Annotated in this window: 22 protein-coding genes and 3 pseudogenes; 18 read left to right on the forward strand and 7 right to left on the reverse strand. The window is 30.4% G+C overall.

Going from position 1 to position 19,454, the window contains the following annotated elements; genetic code table 11:
* The first annotated feature begins 1 nt into the window (after position 1).
* The 4 genes and pseudogenes from EQ029_RS11715 (at position 2) to EQ029_RS11730 (ending at position 3,671) form a co-directional block, all read left to right on the forward strand.
* Entirely contained in the window at positions 2–409 is a 408-nt protein-coding gene (locus EQ029_RS11715) for a general stress protein (protein ID WP_011276832.1), read from the forward strand.
* Between the two features lie 148 nt (positions 410–557).
* On the forward strand, positions 558–1,226 hold the full coding sequence (locus EQ029_RS11720; protein WP_011276833.1) for a hypothetical protein: 669 nt from the start codon (positions 558–560) through the stop codon (positions 1,224–1,226).
* Between the two features lie 118 nt (positions 1,227–1,344).
* Positions 1,345–1,843 (forward strand): annotated as a pseudogene (locus EQ029_RS11725) (DNA-binding protein); the annotation flags it as partial.
* A gap of 439 nt (positions 1,844–2,282) precedes the next feature.
* Entirely contained in the window at positions 2,283–3,671 is a 1,389-nt protein-coding gene (locus tag EQ029_RS11730; protein WP_011276835.1) for an L-cystine transporter, read from the forward strand.
* A gap of 83 nt (positions 3,672–3,754) precedes the next feature.
* On the opposite strand, the gene nfsA is transcribed toward EQ029_RS11730, so the two are convergent.
* A complete protein-coding gene (nfsA, locus tag EQ029_RS11735; protein WP_011276836.1) occupies positions 3,755–4,510 on the reverse strand; it encodes an oxygen-insensitive NADPH nitroreductase in 756 nt (251 codons plus the stop codon).
* 157 nt (positions 4,511–4,667) lie between these two features.
* On the opposite strand from nfsA, the gene EQ029_RS11740 reads away from it, so the two are divergent.
* The 4 genes from EQ029_RS11740 to EQ029_RS11755 all read left to right on the forward strand — a co-directional run bounded on the left by EQ029_RS11740 (position 4,668) and on the right by EQ029_RS11755 (position 8,941).
* Entirely contained in the window at positions 4,668–5,447 is a 780-nt protein-coding gene (locus tag EQ029_RS11740; protein WP_016931189.1) for a 2-keto-4-pentenoate hydratase, read from the forward strand.
* Positions 5,448–5,867: 420 nt separating this feature from the next.
* Positions 5,868–6,437, forward strand: a complete 570-nt coding sequence (ahpC, locus tag EQ029_RS11745) for an alkyl hydroperoxide reductase subunit C (protein ID WP_011276838.1) — start codon at positions 5,868–5,870, stop codon at positions 6,435–6,437.
* 14 nt (positions 6,438–6,451) lie between these two features.
* Positions 6,452–7,975 carry an alkyl hydroperoxide reductase subunit F gene (gene ahpF, locus EQ029_RS11750; RefSeq protein ID WP_011276839.1) on the forward strand — a complete coding sequence of 508 codons (1,524 nt, stop codon included), beginning with the start codon at positions 6,452–6,454 and terminating at the stop codon, positions 7,973–7,975.
* A 339-nt stretch (positions 7,976–8,314) separates the two neighbouring features.
* On the forward strand, positions 8,315–8,941 hold the full coding sequence (locus EQ029_RS11755; protein WP_011276840.1) for an NDxxF motif lipoprotein: 627 nt from the start codon (positions 8,315–8,317) through the stop codon (positions 8,939–8,941).
* Positions 8,942–9,040: 99 nt separating this feature from the next.
* Here the strand turns inward: EQ029_RS11755 and EQ029_RS11760 are convergent, their stop codons facing one another.
* Both EQ029_RS11760 and EQ029_RS11765 read right to left on the reverse strand, forming a co-directional pair.
* Positions 9,041–9,619 carry a histidine phosphatase family protein gene (locus EQ029_RS11760; protein ID WP_016931186.1) on the reverse strand — a complete coding sequence of 193 codons (579 nt, stop codon included), beginning with the start codon at positions 9,617–9,619 and terminating at the stop codon, positions 9,041–9,043.
* 23 nt (positions 9,620–9,642) lie between these two features.
* Complete coding sequence (locus EQ029_RS11765) at positions 9,643–10,272, reverse strand: LysE family translocator (protein WP_011276842.1); 630 nt, start codon at positions 10,270–10,272, stop codon at positions 9,643–9,645.
* Between the two features lie 446 nt (positions 10,273–10,718).
* Here EQ029_RS11765 and EQ029_RS11770 point away from each other — a divergent pair, with 446 nt between their 5' ends.
* A complete protein-coding gene (locus EQ029_RS11770; RefSeq protein WP_016931184.1) occupies positions 10,719–10,952 on the forward strand; it encodes a hypothetical protein in 234 nt (77 codons plus the stop codon).
* Positions 10,953–11,059: 107 nt separating this feature from the next.
* Here the strand turns inward: EQ029_RS11770 and tnpA are convergent.
* Positions 11,060–11,377 (reverse strand): annotated as a pseudogene (tnpA, locus tag EQ029_RS11775) (IS200/IS605-like element ISSep3 family transposase); the annotation flags it as partial.
* Positions 11,378–12,201: 824 nt separating this feature from the next.
* On the opposite strand from tnpA, the gene EQ029_RS12795 reads away from it, so the two are divergent.
* The 8 genes from EQ029_RS12795 (at position 12,202) to EQ029_RS11815 (ending at position 16,789) form a co-directional block, all read left to right on the forward strand.
* Positions 12,202–12,327, forward strand: a complete 126-nt coding sequence (locus EQ029_RS12795) for a hypothetical protein (RefSeq protein WP_031886468.1) — start codon at positions 12,202–12,204, stop codon at positions 12,325–12,327.
* A 603-nt stretch (positions 12,328–12,930) separates the two neighbouring features.
* Entirely contained in the window at positions 12,931–13,461 is a 531-nt protein-coding gene (locus EQ029_RS11790; protein ID WP_011276845.1) for a GNAT family N-acetyltransferase, read from the forward strand.
* 239 nt (positions 13,462–13,700) lie between these two features.
* The gene (locus tag EQ029_RS11795; protein WP_011276846.1) at positions 13,701–14,084 is read left to right on the forward strand and encodes an effector binding domain-containing protein; all 384 of its coding nucleotides are present in this window, start codon (positions 13,701–13,703) and stop codon (positions 14,082–14,084) included.
* A 138-nt stretch (positions 14,085–14,222) separates the two neighbouring features.
* On the forward strand, positions 14,223–14,483 hold the full coding sequence (locus EQ029_RS11800) for a hypothetical protein (protein ID WP_011276847.1): 261 nt from the start codon (positions 14,223–14,225) through the stop codon (positions 14,481–14,483).
* A 167-nt stretch (positions 14,484–14,650) separates the two neighbouring features.
* Positions 14,651–14,797 (forward strand): hypothetical protein, encoded by a 147-nt coding sequence (locus EQ029_RS12635; RefSeq protein ID WP_000668388.1) that lies wholly within the window; start codon positions 14,651–14,653, stop codon positions 14,795–14,797.
* A gap of 194 nt (positions 14,798–14,991) precedes the next feature.
* The gene (locus tag EQ029_RS11805; RefSeq protein ID WP_011276848.1) at positions 14,992–15,087 is read left to right on the forward strand and encodes a type I toxin-antitoxin system Fst family toxin; all 96 of its coding nucleotides are present in this window, start codon (positions 14,992–14,994) and stop codon (positions 15,085–15,087) included.
* A 193-nt stretch (positions 15,088–15,280) separates the two neighbouring features.
* Positions 15,281–16,183 (forward strand): nucleotidyltransferase domain-containing protein, encoded by a 903-nt coding sequence (locus tag EQ029_RS11810; RefSeq protein ID WP_057504751.1) that lies wholly within the window; start codon positions 15,281–15,283, stop codon positions 16,181–16,183.
* A gap of 3 nt (positions 16,184–16,186) precedes the next feature.
* Positions 16,187–16,789, forward strand: coding sequence for a Cap15 family cyclic dinucleotide receptor domain-containing protein (locus EQ029_RS11815; protein WP_011276850.1), 603 nt, complete (start codon positions 16,187–16,189; stop codon positions 16,787–16,789).
* Between the two features lie 143 nt (positions 16,790–16,932).
* Here EQ029_RS11815 and EQ029_RS11820 read toward each other — a convergent pair.
* The 3 genes and pseudogenes from EQ029_RS11820 to EQ029_RS11830 form a co-directional block, all read right to left on the reverse strand.
* Positions 16,933–17,016: pseudogene (locus EQ029_RS11820) on the reverse strand (AAA family ATPase); the annotation flags it as partial.
* Positions 17,017–17,553 carry a hypothetical protein gene (locus EQ029_RS11825; protein WP_057504750.1) on the reverse strand — a complete coding sequence of 179 codons (537 nt, stop codon included), beginning with the start codon at positions 17,551–17,553 and terminating at the stop codon, positions 17,017–17,019.
* 13 nt (positions 17,554–17,566) lie between these two features.
* A complete protein-coding gene (locus tag EQ029_RS11830; RefSeq protein WP_011276564.1) occupies positions 17,567–18,148 on the reverse strand; it encodes a TetR/AcrR family transcriptional regulator in 582 nt (193 codons plus the stop codon).
* A gap of 204 nt (positions 18,149–18,352) precedes the next feature.
* Here EQ029_RS11830 and EQ029_RS11835 point away from each other — a divergent pair, with 204 nt between their 5' ends.
* Positions 18,353–18,931 (forward strand): recombinase family protein, encoded by a 579-nt coding sequence (locus tag EQ029_RS11835; RefSeq protein ID WP_037559009.1) that lies wholly within the window; start codon positions 18,353–18,355, stop codon positions 18,929–18,931.
* Positions 18,932–19,454: the final 523 nt, after the last annotated feature.

Here is a 19,454-nt window from a genome sequence, read left to right on the forward strand (position 1 = left end):
TATGGCAGACTTTACCGTATTAGACAAGCAAGATGAGATTTATAACGTTATTGATAAGAAAAAAGCTGAAGGATACTCAGAAAATGAATTAGTCGTTGTAAGTAAAAGTAAATTACATTTAGATAATTTACATGATTCTCAAGTTACTTTAATTGCTACAAGTGGTTCTTTTAGTGACCGTATGTCTAAATTATTAACTGGTGAGGATGGCGAAGAAGCCGTTTTAGCTCGTTATGAATTATCTGAAGAGCAAACAGAAAAATACAAAAAAGATATTTTAGATGGTAAATTTTTAGTAATTGCCAACAAAGATAACTCTTCACACGACGAAGTTGAGGAAAACAACTCAGCTTATGAAGAAATTGATATTACACATTATGCAAATGAATCTAAAGGTCCTAAATCATAGTCAATATTCTTTTTAAACTTTGAGACCGTGAAATGAACGTAGTTTTAAGTTCATTTTACGGTTTTTTTCAATCTCAATATCTTTTTAACAATGACGTCAAAATGTTTAAATATGCTATACTTAAACAAACTATCGTGGGGGTGACATAATGAATTTTCACGTAATTCAATCCATAAAAGATGAATATTATGACAAGGCAATCACTTTTTATAATCAACAATCAGATGTGAATTTCTATGAAGATAGCTATATTATTGAAAGATCCTTAAAAAATAATAAGACCGAAAATGATTACGCATTTCTTGTGGGCATACAAGATGATGAGATTATTAGTTTAGCAACGGCACATTATGAAGCAACAACAAATTCGGCATTTTTAATACATTTAATCGCCAATGATACACCAGATTATGAAGATGTCCTAATTAATACCCTTCAAGAAATAGAACATCAATTAAATCAACTTTCTAATAAAGTTCATTCTCGTGATATTAATTTTGTAATGGTGGAAGTTCCTAAGACGGATCATCCATTAAAAGACATCAATCAACAAGTTTTAACTCAACGTCAACAATTACTATTATCAAACGGCTTTGAACGACAAAGTGAAATTGATTATATACATCCTAACTATTCAAAAATCGACTCGCCTTTTAAAGTAGACTTATTCATTAAATCAAATATAGAATTAACAAAAGATATCTACCCAGCAAGTGTTAAATCAAATTACATTTTAAAATATGTGTTTGCTAACGGCATTTCTCGAGATATTATTTATCCTTTATTAGTCAAAATGAATTTACGCCTACCCCATTAGGAAGACTTGAAATGAGCGATATAAAGGGTTAAACTAATATTTGAGGTTAGACTGACGTTTCACTGACAGAAGACAAACGTCAGTGTACATAAATCAAAGAACGAAAGGACTTTCAGCTATGTTAACCAAAGAATTCGCTCAGCGTGTCGAACTAAGTGAAAAACAAGTCCGTAAGATAGTCCAACACTTAGAAGAACGTGGCTATCAACTTAGTAAGACAGAATATCGTGGCCGTGAAGCTACTGACTTTAAAGAAGAAGATATCGAACTTTTCCAAGATATCGCTGAAAAAGTAAAACAAACGAATAGCTATGATTTAGCTTTTGAAGAGCTTGAAAAAGAAAAAGACTTCTTACAAGTGATTGTCAAAGAAGATAATGAACAACTACCTGCTGATCAAGGTGCTACACAATTGGTAGAAGAATTGCGCACAGAAATTCAAAAAATGCGTGAAGAACGTCAAATGCTCGGTCAAATGATCAGCCAAGTTCACCAACAACAAACGGAATTAAAAGAACTTCAAAATCAAATCACTGAAAAATTAGATACTCACAATCAATCATTATTAGCTATTCAAAATTCACAAGAAGCCATCCAAACAGCTCAAAAAGAGCAATCTGAATACACTAAAAATAATTTAGTTAAAGAAATTAATGATAATAATCAACAATCTATCGATACTTTAAAAGAAGATATTAAAACGCAATCTTCTCTTAATAGACCTAATGATGAGAAGAAAGGTTTCTTTGCGAGATTATTTAATTTATAAAGACTTCAATTATTTAATGATTGATAACAGGACCTATTTGTCGCAATACTAACTCTTTATACAAAGGTGAGACAGAATTCATTTTGAATTCATTGTCTCACCTTTTTTCATTTCTATATTAATATGATTAACGATTTAAATCTTTAAATTATTTTAATTCAATTAACTATTGTGTGTTTTCAAAAACTTATAATTTATACTTTTTATTTCAACCTATTGAAATATAAAATAAATAGTATTATCCTTATTAAGTATGTCGGAATTAGAATATTCAAAGGAGACTAATTATGGGGACTTTTTTTACAGTTATTAATATTGTCGTTATGATATTGTTTTTAATTGGGTTATTCATAATGGCTAAAAAGCACGTCTCATTCCCTAAAAGAGTATTTACCGCATTAGGATTGGGAATTGTGTTTGGTATAGCGTTACATCTTATTTATGGAGCAAACTCCAAAGTACTTGAAACAACTACTGACTGGTTTAGTATTGTGGGAGACGGCTATGTGGCTTTGTTACAAATGATTGTAATGCCACTAATATTCATTTCAATTGTGTCAGCATTCAGTAAAATACAAATTGGTGATAAATTCGCTAAAATTGGTACTTATATTTTTATGTTTTTAATTGGTACTGTAGCTATAGCCGCTATAGTAGGAATTTTTTATGCCATTGTCTTTGGACTTGATGCCTCAAGCATTGATTTAGGTAGTGCAGAAAACTCAAGAGGAAGCGAAATTAGTAGCCAAGCCAAAGATCTGACTGCTAATACGTTACCACAGCAAATTCTTGAATTATTACCTAGCAATCCGTTCTTAGATTTCACTGGTCAGAGAACAACTTCTACAATTGCAGTGGTTATTTTTGCAATCTTTGTAGGATTTGCATATTTACGTGTTGCTCGCAAACAACCAGAAAGTGGTAGTTTGTTAAAACGCGGTATCGATGCTATATACGCATTAGTAATGTCTATCGTTACATTCGTTTTAAGACTAACACCATATGGTATCATCGCGATTATGGCATCTACAATCGCTACGAGTGATTTTCAAGCGATATGGACATTAGGTAAATTTATGATTGCATCTTATGCAGCATTAATCACAATGTACATTATCCATTTAATATTATTAGCAGTAATGGGAATCAATCCAGTGCGTTACGTTAAGAAAACTTTAGAAGTGCTTATATTTGCATTTACTTCTCGCTCAAGTGCTGGTGCATTACCTTTAAACATTCAAACTCAAACACAACGATTAGGTGTACCAGATGGTATCGCTAATTTCTCAGCATCATTCGGCTTATCAATAGGTCAAAATGGTTGTGCGGGTATTTATCCTGCTATGTTAGCCATTATGGTAGCACCAGTTGCAAATGTAGATATTGATTTACCATTTGTTCTTACATTAATTGGCGTTGTTATAATCAGTTCATTTGGTGTAGCTGGTGTCGGCGGTGGTGCAACTTTCGCATCTATCCTAGTATTATCAACTTTAAATCTACCAGTTGCACTTGCAGGGGTACTTATTTCAATAGAACCAATTATTGATATGGGACGTACTGCCCTTAATGTTAATGATTCAATATTAGCAGGTACTGGAACTGCAAAACTTACAGGTAATATGGATAAAGATAAATTCAATTCAAATGAATATGGAGATTTATCAACAAATTAATATTTAAAAAAAGCGTAGCTAAAACATTACAATGTTTATTTCGAACAATTGTAATCATTAGCTACGCTTTATTTATAAATAGCTTATTTTTTCATTAATCCAGATTTATTTAGCTCTTCCAACATATCTAAACGTGTTTTACCACTTAAGAACCCAGCAACTTGTTGTGACCATGTTTCTTGACGTTTTCCATTCGTACGTTCTTTATAATACTCACTGATTTCCTCATCATATTTCTGAATAGCTTCTCTTTGTTCTTTAGCATTGCTATTGTAAACGTTTTTATGGAATACATGTTCAAACGGTAAACGTGGCTTAGGTGCACCATTTTCATCATCTGCTGGCTCGCCAACAGCCATTCCAAATAATGGAAAAGCATATTCAGGTAAATCTAAAATTTCTTTAACACGCGCAACATCATTTCGTAGTGAACCTAAGTAAACAATACCATAACCCATATCCTCAGCAGCTAAAGCAACATTTTCAGAAACTAATGCCACATCAATAGCCCCTACTAATAATCCTTCTGCCGATTCAAAAGAAGTTTGCATATCAAAGTCTACATTTTCATTTATTAAATTATGACGATAGTAATCTAAAACAAATACAAATAAATATCCATTATCGACAACATATGGCTGTCCTGAAACTTCTTTCAATTGTTTTTTAATTTCAGGATCATCTACACCTATAATTGAATATGTTTGTAAGTAACTAGACGTTGATGCGCTCTGCCCTGCTTCTACTAACTTTTGAACTGTTTCATCACTTAGTGCTTTATCTTTAAATTGTCTCACTGAGTGGTGTTTTTTCATCAAATCGTAAACATAGTCTGACATGATATCTACTCCTTCAAGTCTATTTATTACATCGTAACAATTTATATTTCATTTTGCTTTTATAAAGGTTTAACTATCTTCCGTAAAACATTTGCATGATAATAATTTTATAGTTATCATAATAGTAACAATTTTCAGATATTTAAGGAGAGATATCATGAGTCAAGCAAACAAAGAAGTATCAAACGCTTTATTTCAAGCATACATTTCAAAAGAACCTATCGAATTTGTAAGCAAAACATACAATCTAACTGAACCAGAAGCTTATAAAACACAAGATGATCTTATCCATCAAATTCAAGCCGAGAAGAATGTACCTGTCAAAGGTTATAAAGTTAGTATGACGAGTGCTGCAACTCAAGCAATTGCTAATACTAATGAACCAGCATACGGTACTATTTTATCTCATCAAGTCGTAGAAAACGGTCATGGTGTGTCTCTTACAACGTTATTTGCACCATTATTGGAGCCTGAAATTATTTTCGAATTAACTGCAGATTTACCTGAAGATGCTGATACACAAACGATATTAGAAAGCGTAAAAATCGCACCAGGCATCGAAATTCCAGATGCACGTTATAAAGATTGGTTCCCAAATTTCACTTTAGGTGATTTAATTTCTGATAATACAGCTACTGGACTTATTGTGGTTGGTGAACGTATCACACCTCTTGATTACGAGGCATTTGCTGATATTAATTTAAAGTTATTCAAGGATGATAACCAAATTGAAACGGGTCACTCTAGTGAAGTGCTTGGCAATCCAATTGAATCAGTAAAATGGTTAAACAAAAAATTACATTCTCATGGTAAATCATTAAAAAGAGGACAATTTATTTCTTCTGGAACCTTCATTTCTCCTTTAAATTTAGAAGAAGGTACTTATACTGCTGACTATGATAGAGTAGGATCTGTCACAGTTAAAGTTATTGATTAACTGACTATTTAAGTTATAAAGAACCAACCCATACATTAGCCATTATTGAACGGGATATGAAATCTTCATAATTAATGTTGATTTCTATTCCGTTTTTTTAATTATTCATATTATTTATTATCAAAAAAATAAGTTTAGTTGAGAATGGAAAAGGTTAATTGATATTCAGAAGCACTTTTAAAATAACATTTTCAAAATAAACACTAAAACTTTAACACATATTTACTTTCTCAATATATGATTCAAAAAACCTATTTGAACAATGTTAAATCAACATTTTAATGGTTATAAGTGCATTAAGTTGACGAATAAGAAATAGCATGTGATAATAATACTTAAGAAATTAGAATTATTATAAACAAGCAATAATTATTATGTAGTTCTAATTAATATTCATGATAATCAGGAGGAATTTAAGTTATGTCATTAATCAATAAAGAAATTCTACCATTCATAGCGCAAGCTTATGATCCTAAAAAAGACGAATTCAAAGAAGTAAGCCAAGATGATTTAAAAGGTTCTTGGAGCGTAGTATGTTTCTACCCAGCTGACTTCTCATTCGTATGCCCAACTGAATTAGAAGATTTACAAAACCAATATGATAAGTTACAAGACTTAGGTGTAAATGTATTCTCAGTATCAACTGATACTCATTTCGTACACAAAGCTTGGCATGATCATTCAGATGCAATCAGTAAAATCCAATATCAAATGATCGGTGACCCTTCTCAAACAATCACTCGTAATTTTGATGTATTAGATGAAGAAGCTGGTCTAGCTCAACGTGGTACTTTCATCATTGATCCAGACGGCGTTGTTCAAGCAGCTGAAATAAATGCAGATGGTATTGGCCGTGACGCAAGCACATTAGTAAATAAAATCAAAGCCGCTCAATATGTACGTCAACATCCAGGTGAAGTATGCCCGGCTAAATGGGAAGAAGGTTCTGAATCATTACAACCAGGATTAGACTTAGTAGGTAAAATTTAAGGAGGCATTAAAGAATGCTTAATGCTGATTTAAAACAACAATTACAACAACTTTTAGGACTAATGGAAGGCGATGTAGAATTCAGAACTAGTATCGGTTCTGACGACAAATCTAAAGAACTTAAAGAACTTTTAGATGAAATCGCTGAAATGTCTGAGCATATAACAATCGTAGAAAAAGAATTAAAACGTACACCAAGCTTCTCAGTCAGCAAACCTGATGAAGAAGCTGGCGTAACGTTTGCCGGAATTCCATTAGGTCATGAATTTAATTCACTTGTATTAGCAATTTTACAAGTAAGTGGTCGTGCACCTAAAGAGAAACAATCAATTATTGATCAAATTAAAGGTTTAGAAGGTAAATACAACTTTGAAACCTACGTTAGTTTGACATGTCAAAAATGTCCTGACGTTGTTCAAGCATTAAATCTAATGAGCGTTGTTAACCCTAATATCACTCATACAATGATTGATGGTTCTGTATTCCGTGAAGAATCAGAAGATATCATGGCTGTGCCAGCTGTATTCTTAGATGGTGAAGAATTCGGCAATGGACGTATGACTATTTCAGATATCTTAACTAAATTAGGTAGTACCCAAGATGCTTCTGAATTCGAAGGTAAAGATCCATACGATGTTTTAATCATCGGTGGTGGTCCAGCTAGTGGTAGTGCCGCAATTTATACGGCTCGTAAAGGATTACGTACAGGTATTATTGCTGACCGTATTGGTGGTCAAGTTAATGATACTGCTGGCATCGAAAACTTTATCACTGTAAAAGAAACAACAGGTTCTCAATTCTCAGCTAATTTAGCTGCTCATATTGAAGAATATGATATTGATACAATGACAGGCATCCGTGCTACTAATATCGAGAAGACAGACCAAGCTATTCGTGTAACACTTGAAAATAATGCAGTTTTAGAAACTAAGACCGCTATTATTTCAACAGGTGCAAGCTGGCGTAAACTTAACATTCCTGGTGAAGATCGCTTAATCAATAAAGGTGTTGCTTTCTGCCCTCACTGTGATGGTCCTTTATTTGAAAACAAAGACGTTGCAGTTATCGGCGGAGGAAACTCTGGTGTTGAAGCTGCTATCGACTTAGCAGGAATTGTTAAACATGTTACTTTATTTGAATATTCATCAGAACTTAAAGCAGACACTGTATTACAAGATCGTTTACGTTCACTATCAAACGTAGATATCCACACTAATGCAAGAACTGCTGAAGTATTAGGTGAAGATCATGTAACTGGTATCAGCTATGAAGATTTAAATTCTGGCGAAATGAAAGAATTAAGTTTAGATGGTATCTTCGTTCAAATCGGACTAGTTCCAAACACAAGTTGGATTGGTGATGCAGTTGAACTAAATAACCGTGGCGAAGTTGTTATTGACCGTAATAACAACACAAACGTTCCAGGTATATTTGCTGCTGGTGACGTTACCGATCAGAAAAATAAACAAATTATTATTTCTATGGGTGCAGGTGCCAATGCGGCATTAAATGCATTTGATTATATCATTAGAAACTAATAATCTTTTTAGGATATTTTAGAAGTTTATTTACTTCACATTTATCCATATTAAACACTTAACCTATCAAATATCTTCATATATAGCAGAGACGTTTCTTACAAGCGTCTCTGTTTTTTTATGTGATGGTTGTCTTATTGATTCTAAAGATAAGGATCTTGTTTTGCTAGATGTTTTATTTTAAATTAAAAACAAAATATATAAATCGATAAATGCCACAAATTGTTCATAGATGACTATGAATTTAAGTACTTAACGTTCAATTATTTTTCGATAAATGATAATCTATTATTATGTAAAATTATAGTTGCGTTACTAATAAAGGAGATTTATAAACCTATGAAGAAGAATATATTAATAGGTCTCTTTTTATCATTATTACTAACATTAAGTGCTTGTGCACCTGAGGATGATAATGATACAACAGACCATCATAGTAATGGCGTCAATGCACCAAAACACGCTAAAAATTTAACAGAAAGTGATATTTTCACTTCAAATAAAGAGAACCAAAAACTTAGCGAAGATGAAATGAATAAAGCCATTAAAAAATATTTAGATGTTAATAGCGATATTTTAGATAATAAATACGTGATGCAAAGTCAAATTGACCGACAAAGTACAGGACAAACAAGAGTCACTGATAAACAAGCTAAAAAGCTCAGCAAATTATCAAACTTAGCTGTTAAAAATGATTTACATTTCAAAAAATTCGTTAAAAACAATACCTTACCTTCTGGGTATAATGAAAACACTGAGCGTATTATTAATTATTTCCATGCCTTAAATAGCACAATCGCAGACGTAGATAAGAGCATTGAGCAGCTTAATTATGAACCACAAAATACAATTAACGTTGTCGATGTGCCTACACATTATGCAGGTGATGTAAATGGTAAACAACAAGATAAAATTCAAAAATTCTTAGACGATAAAAATATTAAATCTGACGTTTTAGATAAATAAAACGTTGTGACTGACGTACTTTTCTAGGCACATAAAAATCCAAACCGTTAAAATATGCGGTTTGGATTTTTGCGTGTTAATTAATTGTTATTATACATTTTACACTTCTAAAAAGTATGGTTTACAATTTTCGACATTGTAATCTAATGCTTCTTCTTCACCAATTACATTGAAATATGCAAATATACAACGAATAACTACTTGATGTGCTACGATTACAATTGTTTCATCGTCACTCATATTCATTTGTTCAAAGAATTGATGAACTCTATGATATACATCTCTATAACTTTCACCCTTAGGCGCTTTTTGAGTGAAACTATGACGAAAATCTTTATATTCAGGATCGTTAAAGTAACGATGATATTGCGCATCTTGCATTAACTTATCTTTATACTCACCTTCAAATACGCCTAAAGAACGTTCTCGAAGCAATGAAGTGACAGTAGAAGGTATGTCATAAGGAAAGATATAACGATAGGTTTCCTGTGTTCGTGTTAAATCAGATATATAAACATGATCAATACGTTTGTCTTTGAAGTAGCTTTCCAAATTTTTTGCGCCTTCAATACCTTTCTTAGTTAATGGCACATCTAATTGACCACAGAAATAAGCTCGATTATGTTTATTATCATAATTTGATTGTGATTCTCCATGTCTCACTAAATATAATTTCATATACTACAATCCTTTACTGAAATTTAACTACTCTTGCTTAATAATAAATTAATTGATAATCCAATTAAAATAAAACCTACAGTATAATCAAATATAGCTTTTACTTTAGGCTGACTGAATAATAATTTAATATATTGAAATACAAATACACAGAATAAAAACCAAATTAAGATAACCATAATGACTGCTAAAGATAAAATGGCTACTTGTGATTTCACTTCAATTCCGCCAGTTGACAAAAATTGTGGTAAAACACTCACATAATAAAGTAACGCTTTAGGATTCAAAATTGTGCTTAGAAAGCCTTGTCGATATGAGGTAAAACAACTCACATCATTGACTTTAATACCACCCGTATTAAAGTTCATCGACTGACGAGCTGAACGAATACTTTGTACGCCAAGATAAATCAGATAACAGGCACCTAGTATTTTTATAATCAAAAATACGTAATATAAACTTGTAAGAATATATATAATCCCCAATACAGCTAACGATGAATAAATGATATGAGCAGAAGTAATACCTAAAGCTGCCATAGAACCATTTAGTTTGCCCGAATGGATTGTGTTTTTCATGACAATCAAAAAGTCTGGACCAGGTACAATGATAATAAGTAGTGTAATAGTAATAAACGTTATTATGCCATCCATATATACATCCTCTTCAATCAAATATTATAAAAATTATGCCATAACTTAAACAAATATGTAAGCCTACGGATAGTTTAAATGTTAATAGGCGACACAATCATTTTAAGTTTAAAAAATAACTTGAATATAACTTTTTACAAATAATAGTACTAAACGAAATTTTTTTATATTTTAAACACTTTTTATTGTCATTATGGTAGGTAACATGATAGTATTAGGGTGTAGTTAATTAATAACTACAAAGTCTTTTATATTCATGAACATAATACTCCTGGGTGACGCCTTAACCCGACGTCACCCTCTTTTTATGCCCAATTTTAAACTATAACCCCTCAAAAAGATAAGTGAAATGATAATCATTAACATTTAAGTAAAATTACTGTCATCATGCATTTTTACACGCTACATTATAACTAAGTAATCACACTTATTGGGGGGAATCAATAATGGAATTACTAGGTTATAAAATGGTAAACGACGAACTCATGGCAACTGTTAAATCGGATCACGGACATATATTTAGGTATTCATTTAAAATTGAAACGCCTGAGTATGAAATTCTGGAAGTATTAGAAGAAGTTAATAGGCACGTTGATAATGGTAGACATCCACTAGGATGTGAGATTATAAAGAACTATGATTTTGAAGATATTCATAACAATCAGGCTTTAATTAATTAAAATTTCATTAAATCAAAACCACCCGTGTGAACGGGTGGTTTGTTCTACGGCTATAAGCCTTCCTTTTTATTTCTACCTACTGTATCGACATAAAATCCTTTACATCAAAACTTTCTATTACCATATCTATATTTTAAATTAGCATGTCTATCAAAAATCATTAAACTACTTTTACCTTTTAAATATCCAACAAATGAGGATACTCCTAATTTAGGCGAAATACTAACTAACATGTGAATATGATCTTTACATGCTTCTGCTTCTATTATTTCTACGCCTTTTCTTTCACATAGTTGACGCAAAATAACTCCAATATCCCTTTTTATCTTTCCGTATATCACTTGTCTTCTATATTTTGGTGCAAAGACTATGTGATACTTACAATTCCATTTTGTATGTGCTAAACTGTTTGTGTCGGATGACATTAAATAGCATCTCCTCGTGTTGAATATTTGGTTGGCTGACCAATATATATTCTAGCACGTAGAGATGCATTTTTTTAGATAACGGTGAAACCTTTTCTGGAGTCCGGGACATAAAGTAAAAAGTAAAGAAAAAAATAGCTACTTTTGTCTTCAGAAATGTTTTGTTTTTGGAAATATTACAAACATGAGAGTCTTTTTAAAGAGTATTTGACATGAGCATAAGGAAATCCAGTACCACCTTTGGTGGTATTCAGCATAGCTGAAGGATTATCCTACTAGCCATTTTGCTCATGTCCTCTCAAAAAATCGTTATAAATACTGTTATTTCAATATTTATAGCCTATACTATTATCACTGAGATTTAGTGTAAAATTAACTAATATTACAGACTCATTACAATCATGACAAGACCACTTTTAATTGTCAGAAGACTCCTTTTTTTGTTGATTTCATAGTCCTCAGGCGACGTCGAGACTCTTAAGAGTCTTAATTTTTTTAGCCAAAGACTCTTAAGACTCCTACTTTTAGTATTAATTTCAACAACAAAATCACTAAAAGAGTAATCTAAGTAATTCATACATTTGTTTCACTTTTTGAAATTGATTAAATACTTTTTTCTCAATATCAAATTCAATAATGATCATATTCTTTATTTTTAAATTCAAAAAAAGAGAAAGAATAAAACAATTTCTATACGTTTCTATGCTCAATTTTATTAAAAAGTGACTCGAAATAAAGAGCTAAGTATTATTTATTTTAGACTGTCTAAAGAAATAAAATAGAACGGAAAACATGCCAAATTGCATTTTCTAAAAGAAGGTGATTTGACAGTATATTTTTATATTTGGAATAAAAAAGAGTATTTAACGAGTGAACTTTTTGATTTAACAGAAAGTGAAAAACAAGAAATTAATCATCAAGTGATTGATGAAATTGAAGAAGAAAAATAAAAATAAATTTTCTTAAACGTTAGAAAAGGTTAACGTTTTTTGTTGAAAATACGCTAAAAATGGCGGGGACATTTTGGGTACAGACACAATATGATATGGGTACATTCTGGGTACAAAACAAATTTTAGGCACCTAATGTAAAATGTTGTAACCCTTGAAATGTCTGGCTTCGACAGACCCACCTTTTTAAAAGGTGGCAAATTCCCCTTATGCTCTTACAAAGAATTTGGAGTCAATTCAAAATTTTGGTGTTTTAAAAGAAAAATGTCTCTGCAAGAACTAAAAATCAGAACTACTTTTTGAATGATTTTATGCCAATTTTTAATTTGCATGTAGATGGGCAGTGTCTAAAAAAACGACAATGGTTAAGTAAAAAAGTTTAGGTTTGTTTTTCTGATTTTTAAATTTAGCTAATATTTTCGTTTTAAGGGTCATTAAATAGTTTTGGGCACAAAATATATAAAACAACCTCTACTTGTTCTAAAAAGTATCTTAAAATTGCAAATAAGGGTATTTTATATTTTAAAAATTCTTGTGATAAATTTTGTTAAAAATATTTTATAAATCTTGTAACTTAAATAAGAGTTAGGATAAGGAGACAGAATGAATTTTATTATTAGGAAAGAAAAAAAAGAAGATTATAAGATTACAGAAGAAGTTGTAAAAGAAGCGTTTGCTAATGAAGAGTATAGTGATCAGAGTGAACATAGATTAGTTGCGAGTTTGAGAAATTCTGATGAGTTTATTCCAGATTTATCTTTAGTAGCATTGCATAAAGATAAAATTATAGGTCATATATTGTTATCTAAAATTTTTATTGTTAAAGGTGAAAAATCTATAGAATCATTAGCTTTAGCGCCTATTTCTGTTTTACCTAATTATCAAAATAAAGGCGTAGGCCAAAGTTTAATACAAAGATCTTTAGAAATAGCAGAAGAGCTTAATTTTGATTCGGTTATAGTGATGGGACACTCAGAGTATTATCCGAAATTCGGGTTTAAAAAAGCTTCTAACTGGTGTATTCAAGCACCTTTTGAAGTACCAGACGAATTTTTAATGGCTATTGAATTAAAGAAAAATGCTTTGGATAAAACTTCTAGGATAATTCAATATTCAGATGCTTTTTTTGAATGAAAAATTTATTTTTAAAATCGACTGAATAGATAAAGACCACGCATTTATGCCGAGAAAATTTATTGTACGTTGAGAAGAACCCTTAACTAAACTTGTAGACGAATATCGGCATAGCGTGAGCTATTAAGCCGACCATTCGACAAGTTTTGGGATTGTTAAGGGTGCCGAGGCTCAACGTCAATAAAGTAATTGGAATAAAGCAATGTTTTTAGTAAATTAAAAAGAAAAGGGGTTTTTTTATGAAGCTGTACGTTAACGAAATTGTTAGAACAAATAACTTTGAAGATGATGATATTATGAATAAAATTTTAGGGATGTGGGATACTTTTTATAAAAATAATGATGATTATAAAGGGAAAGTATATGCAATTTATCATGATTATGAATCGGATTATAAAGGTGATTATTCATTAGCTTTGTGTACAGAAGATATTTCGGCAGATAAATTTTTCGAAGTTGACTTTGCTAATAGTATTGAATACAAGTGTTCTGGAAAAGATGAAATTGTAAACGTATGGAAACGTATTTGGGAAGATGAAGAAGAGAACAAAATTCAAAGAAGATATGATATTGATTGCGAAGAATATAAAGAAGATGGATCAGTTGTTATACATCTTTTTTAGGTTTTATGAAACGAGTTTCTTCTTGTCTTGATTTTGAAATAAAAAATCGACTAAGGTCGATTATGGTTTTGCACCGTTTGGAACAAACGTATAAGTGCGCCCTTGTGATAAAGTTTGTTAAGAAAAGGAGGTATTAATTTGATATTTATATATATAATATTTTCGGCTATTTTACTTTATTATGCTTTAAAATATGGAATTAGAAATGGTTTTGTTGAACTTGAAGCGAATAAAGACGGTTTAGTTTACTATAAAAAAAGTGCGAGTTTACTTGAAGAGATAGGAAATATTTATAGTAGGGTTTCTACATCTAAATCTAAAGAAGCGAAAGCTATCTATAATGAGGCTTTTGACATATTGCTTTCTGAAAAAAACCGAAGATTATATTTAAAGAATTAACTGAGAAGAAAGAAGAAATTTTTAAATTGAGTATAGATGACTAACTAACTTTAAATGACGCATTTATGCCGACCATTCGACAAGTTTTGGGATTATTAAGGATTCCAAGGCTCAATGTCAATAAAGCAATTTTATTTTTTGAAAAGAAAACAAAAGGAGTTTTTTGTATGAAATTTGGGAATTATAAAATTGATTCGTTTTACTTAATTATGATTATAGGTTTTTTAGCTACTTCTTTATTTTTCCCATTTATGCTTTTGTCTATTTTTGTTTTATTGATTATTGGTTTAGAAAAAGACGATAAAGAGGGTTAATTTTAGTTTTCGATTTTGATTTTTGAAATGAGTTGAAAACGAGTTTCTTCTTGTCTTGATACTATAAAAATAAGCAAATATATAACATAAAATGACTTATCGGAAGTACATATGCTTCAAAAGATGCAGATGGTATAATAATGGAGTCGCCTATCTCTCAGGCGTCAATTTGACGTAGGGAGGAGGTGTTATTCATGTTGGAAATCCTTGTTCACATCACGACCACAGTCATCAGTGGTTGTATTATTGCGTTATTTACGCATTGGCTGCGTAATCGCAAAGACAAATAGGCGACAATAGCCACACCTACAAAAATCCCCTCACTATTTGCGGTAGTGAGGGGATTGGTGTATCCATGCTGGATTCCTTGTTAAGTGCATTATAACATCATAGTGTAGAGGAATGCAAAATTCTATTTTAAGTAGCTACTTTAGTTTCATAATTATATTATAATTATAATAATAAAGAAGTTGGAGGATATTTATGACTATACCTACAAAAAAATTGGATTATTGGTCTCAAAAAGGTGCTACACAAGCACCTAAAAATTTAAGAGAAAAAATAGAGAAAGTACTTACTGCTAATGAATCGAAAATTAAGAGGAAAAATCAACTTGATATCTATCTTCAAGGATCTTACCGAAATAATACGAATATCTTTGGGAGTAGTGATGTAGATATTGTTGTTCAAAGTAATGCTACTTTTTTTAGCAATATTTCAAAACTAGAAGCTTATGAACGAAAAATATATAACCAAACATTTGATGAAGCAACTTACACTTGGAGATATTTCAAAAATGATGTAATAAAAACTTTACAATATGCTTTTGGAAGTTCAAATGTTGAAATTGGTAACAAATCAATAAAGATATTTACAGAAGACTATGAAGCTGATGTTATACCATGCTTTGAGTATAGAAATTACTTGTCTTTTGGAAATAGTGAAGAAGATAGAGAATATATTCCTGGAATTAAATTTTTTACTACTGACAAAGGGGAGAGTATCATTAATTATCCGAAAAAGCACTACGTCTTTGGAGTTGATAAAAATGAGAGAACAAATAATTACTATAAACCTACTATAAGAATATTTAAAAATATAAAAAAACAATTAATTAAACAAAAAAGAATTACAAAAAAAGTAGTTTCATCTTATTTTATAGAAAGTTTATTATATAATGTTCCAGACCGATATTTTTGTATTGATAATGCTTCTAATAGAGTTGCAGATATTCTTAATTGGTTAACTAAAAATCAAGATTCTTTTTCAACATTTATATGTCAAAATGAGCAAATGAATTTGTTTGCCTCTTCGCAAGAACAGTGGAATGAAGAAGATGCAGATAAATTTATTTTTGAAATAAATAAATTTTGGAATGAGTGGTAAATAATGCATGAGTACAGTGTTGATGTAGAAAATAATAAAGTCATCTTTTATTTATCTATAGTCTCAATTTTTATTTCGAGTGTTTTAACTATGATTATAAATTTATGGATAGAAAAAATTCCCTATATTGAGATTACTATATCTATTACAACAATCAGTATTTTTGGCATTTTATATTCTTTATTTGATAAATTTATTTGGAAATGGAAAATTCTTCATAAATTAGGGATAATTAAAATTCCAAATTTGAATGGAAAATGGAAAGGTAATTTTCAATCTTCTTACCATGATTTCAAAGAAAATCTCCCAGTTATATTAATTATTGAACAATCATGGTCAAAAATTTGTATTAAAGGAAAGTTTAATCATTCTAAATCATCAAGTGATACAGCTTCAATAAAAGTTAATTTAGGTAAAGAAATTATGTTACATTATTCTTATTATAATGATAAAAAACCAGAATATTATAAGATGGGAACTAGTAATCATAGAGGATATGCAAATTTGGAAATAAATGGAAATTCAATGGAAGGAAATTATTTTAATGATCCTTCTAATAATAAAAATTGGGGTAAGCTAAATTTAAAAAAAGTTATTGAATCATAAGTGTATTGTAGAGGTACACCATAATCATACAAAATAAGTTATTGAATTTATAGTAACTTGTCACTTTATTCGATATATGAGAATGACTTTACCTAATCAATGAGAAAAGCAACGCACTATATTAAAATGCGTTGCTTTTTCTATTATCGAATACCTATAACTAAACTATCTCTAACTGTTTCTATAACTTCTGTACTTATTTTATCTAAACCATTTATATCCATAATTTAATTTCTTTTTGGAGGCCACACAAAATATGAAATACAAATAATTAAGTCTATAATAATAACAATTGTCCAAATATGGATAACACCATCCATAGCTTCTGTACTTATTTTATCATTAATCAAATAAACAACTAAATGTAAAATCCCAGTACCTATAATGTAAGACAGTAAATGTTTCAACCAACTTTTAGCATAGTTTTTAGAGTAATCTAAACCGTCAAGTTTATAAGGTTTGGAACCTTGCTTCATCACATAATATCTAAATCTATCATCTGCCCAATTTATCATGCTTTTGCCAAAGACAAGAGAAATTGAAATATAAACTGCTGCTATAGCATGTGGCATTTCAGCTGTTGCACCATTCATAAGGTCTACAACCGTTGTTATAATAAGTATTAAATCTATAATAGGCGTAAGTGCAAGGAAGAATAAACCCAATGTTTGTTGATTTAAGATATATCTTGTTACTAAACCAAGTAATATTACAAACCAAAAGGCTATTTCACAAAAAATTATAAGCCATGCTATAAAGTTCACGGGCCGTCCTCCTTTATTGCGTTAATCTAACTATTTCTTCATCTACAATGATTTGAATATCATCGTTTGAAACACCGTTTGGATTAAGCAATTTATGTAAAGCTAAACCGTCAATTAATGCATGTAATTTCATCGAATTAAGATGAATATTCACATTGTTCTTCAACAAATGATCGTTTTTTAATAATGTCAAAATACTATTACATAATTGGTCTAACCCATCATCAAGTGTACTTTGACCGTACTCATGTATGTCATTGCGAAACGCCATCCAAACTTCCATATCAGCTAGTCTCTCTTTATCCAATGGTAGTACTGTTAATAAACTCGCTTTTGCTTTATCTATTGTAGTAAGGTTTTCAGATTTAAATATTGCTTCAATTCTCCTCCTTACTTTTAATTCTACTGTAGACATTACAGCATTTAATAACTCTGAATGATTCGGAAAATAATATCTAATCTGTCCAGGTGTCATATCAGCTAATTTCGCAATTTGTCTTACAGTAGATCCCTTAACTCCTTTTTCTACAATGGAGTCGAAAGCGTATTGAATGATTTGTTTTTTCTTTTCTTTATGATTAATTATTTTTGGCATACCTATATGTTAACACATTTTAATACACTTGTATTAAAAAAGTGTACAGAATACAACCATTTTCTGTACACCCTCTTTTTATATCTAGATATATAGCTAGTATACATATTTTAGTGTTCAATAACCCAACATAAAATCTATGTTCATAAATATGGTTATAATTAAGTTATGGTACAATGAAAATACATATAGGAGGTTCGTATTTTGAAAATAGGTTATGCAAGAGTTTCAACTGGTTTGCAAAATTTGAATTTGCAGGAAGATCGATTAAATCAATATGGTTGTGAAAAAATATTTAGCGATCACATAAGTGGAGCAAAAAGTAAACGTCCTGGTTTAGATAGAGCCATTGAATTTGCGAGGTCAGGAGATACGATTGTTGTTTGGAGACTAGATAGACTAGGACGTAACATGGCAGATTTAATCACATTAGTTAATGAACTTAATAATCGAGGCGTGAGTTTTCATAGTTTAGAAGAAAATATAACAATGGATAAATCAAGTTCTACAGGACAATTGTTATTTCATTTATTCGCAGCATTTGCAGAATTTGAACGTAATTTAATTTTAGAACGTTCTTCAGCGGGGCGAATTGCAGCTCGTGCTAGAGGACGCTATGGAGGTCGACCCGAAAAATTAAATAAACAAGATTTGACTTTACTCAAAACACTTTATGATAATGGAACTCCAATTAAAACTATTGCAGAGCAATGGAAAGTTTCACGTACAACTATTTATCGTTACCTCAATAAATTAGAGAGACAAGAGAATAAACACAAGTAGAGTAACCAATCAATTTTATGAAAAAGAATCTAGTAAATAATTATATATATCGTTAACATATAAAAACACCTTGTTTCAATATTGTTCGATGCAAATGAAGCCTTCTCTCAGCGTCTAGAAATCTTGTATTGTTGTTAAAACGATATTTTATATATAAAAAGAAAGCTGAGCAATTTTTGGCTCAGCTTTTAAAATTTTCATCATCTTACTATAATTGTAATAATTAAATAAATAACTAAAAATTTTAAACGTTTCATCATTTTCCCTTTTCAAAATATATAATGTATTTAAACTTCATCAAACTTAAAATATAAAGACGTATTTATAATATATTAACCACCAATACTTAAATTGAAAATACAATTTATATTAAATTTTGATTTCAGTTCGAAGATCTTAATCTTTAGATTTTCATCAGAACATCTTCGTATAAATGGGATTGAGGTTATCGAAAAGACTATACAACTTCAAAATAAAATCCGTCATACTTTTCTATTTCTTAATCATACTTCATAAAAAAATG

Source organism: Staphylococcus haemolyticus (assembly GCF_006094395.1).
Taxonomy (GTDB): domain Bacteria; phylum Bacillota; class Bacilli; order Staphylococcales; family Staphylococcaceae; genus Staphylococcus; species Staphylococcus haemolyticus.

Coding starts and splice junctions, on each gene's coding strand:
- ahpC (WP_011276838.1), top strand. CDS start 5,868: ATGTCATTAATCAATAAAGAAATTCTACCATTCATAGCGCAAGCTTAT.
- EQ029_RS12635 (WP_000668388.1), top strand. CDS start 14,651: ATGAAATTTGGGAATTATAAAATTGATTCGTTTTACTTAATTATGATT.
- EQ029_RS11810 (WP_057504751.1), top strand. CDS start 15,281: ATGACTATACCTACAAAAAAATTGGATTATTGGTCTCAAAAAGGTGCT.
- EQ029_RS11765 (WP_011276842.1), bottom strand. CDS start 10,272: ATGGATGGCATAATAACGTTTATTACTATTACACTACTTATTATCATT.
- EQ029_RS11815 (WP_011276850.1), top strand. CDS start 16,187: ATGCATGAGTACAGTGTTGATGTAGAAAATAATAAAGTCATCTTTTAT.
- EQ029_RS11755 (WP_011276840.1), top strand. CDS start 8,315: ATGAAGAAGAATATATTAATAGGTCTCTTTTTATCATTATTACTAACA.
- EQ029_RS11790 (WP_011276845.1), top strand. CDS start 12,931: ATGAATTTTATTATTAGGAAAGAAAAAAAAGAAGATTATAAGATTACA.
- EQ029_RS11805 (WP_011276848.1), top strand. CDS start 14,992: ATGTTGGAAATCCTTGTTCACATCACGACCACAGTCATCAGTGGTTGT.
- EQ029_RS11830 (WP_011276564.1), bottom strand. CDS start 18,148: ATGCCAAAAATAATTAATCATAAAGAAAAGAAAAAACAAATCATTCAA.
- EQ029_RS11760 (WP_016931186.1), bottom strand. CDS start 9,619: ATGAAATTATATTTAGTGAGACATGGAGAATCACAATCAAATTATGAT.
- EQ029_RS11730 (WP_011276835.1), top strand. CDS start 2,283: ATGGGGACTTTTTTTACAGTTATTAATATTGTCGTTATGATATTGTTT.
- EQ029_RS11795 (WP_011276846.1), top strand. CDS start 13,701: ATGAAGCTGTACGTTAACGAAATTGTTAGAACAAATAACTTTGAAGAT.
- EQ029_RS11770 (WP_016931184.1), top strand. CDS start 10,719: ATGGAATTACTAGGTTATAAAATGGTAAACGACGAACTCATGGCAACT.
- nfsA (WP_011276836.1), bottom strand. CDS start 4,510: ATGTCAGACTATGTTTACGATTTGATGAAAAAACACCACTCAGTGAGA.
- EQ029_RS11715 (WP_011276832.1), top strand. CDS start 2: ATGGCAGACTTTACCGTATTAGACAAGCAAGATGAGATTTATAACGTT.
- ahpF (WP_011276839.1), top strand. CDS start 6,452: ATGCTTAATGCTGATTTAAAACAACAATTACAACAACTTTTAGGACTA.
- EQ029_RS11740 (WP_016931189.1), top strand. CDS start 4,668: ATGAGTCAAGCAAACAAAGAAGTATCAAACGCTTTATTTCAAGCATAC.
- EQ029_RS11720 (WP_011276833.1), top strand. CDS start 558: ATGAATTTTCACGTAATTCAATCCATAAAAGATGAATATTATGACAAG.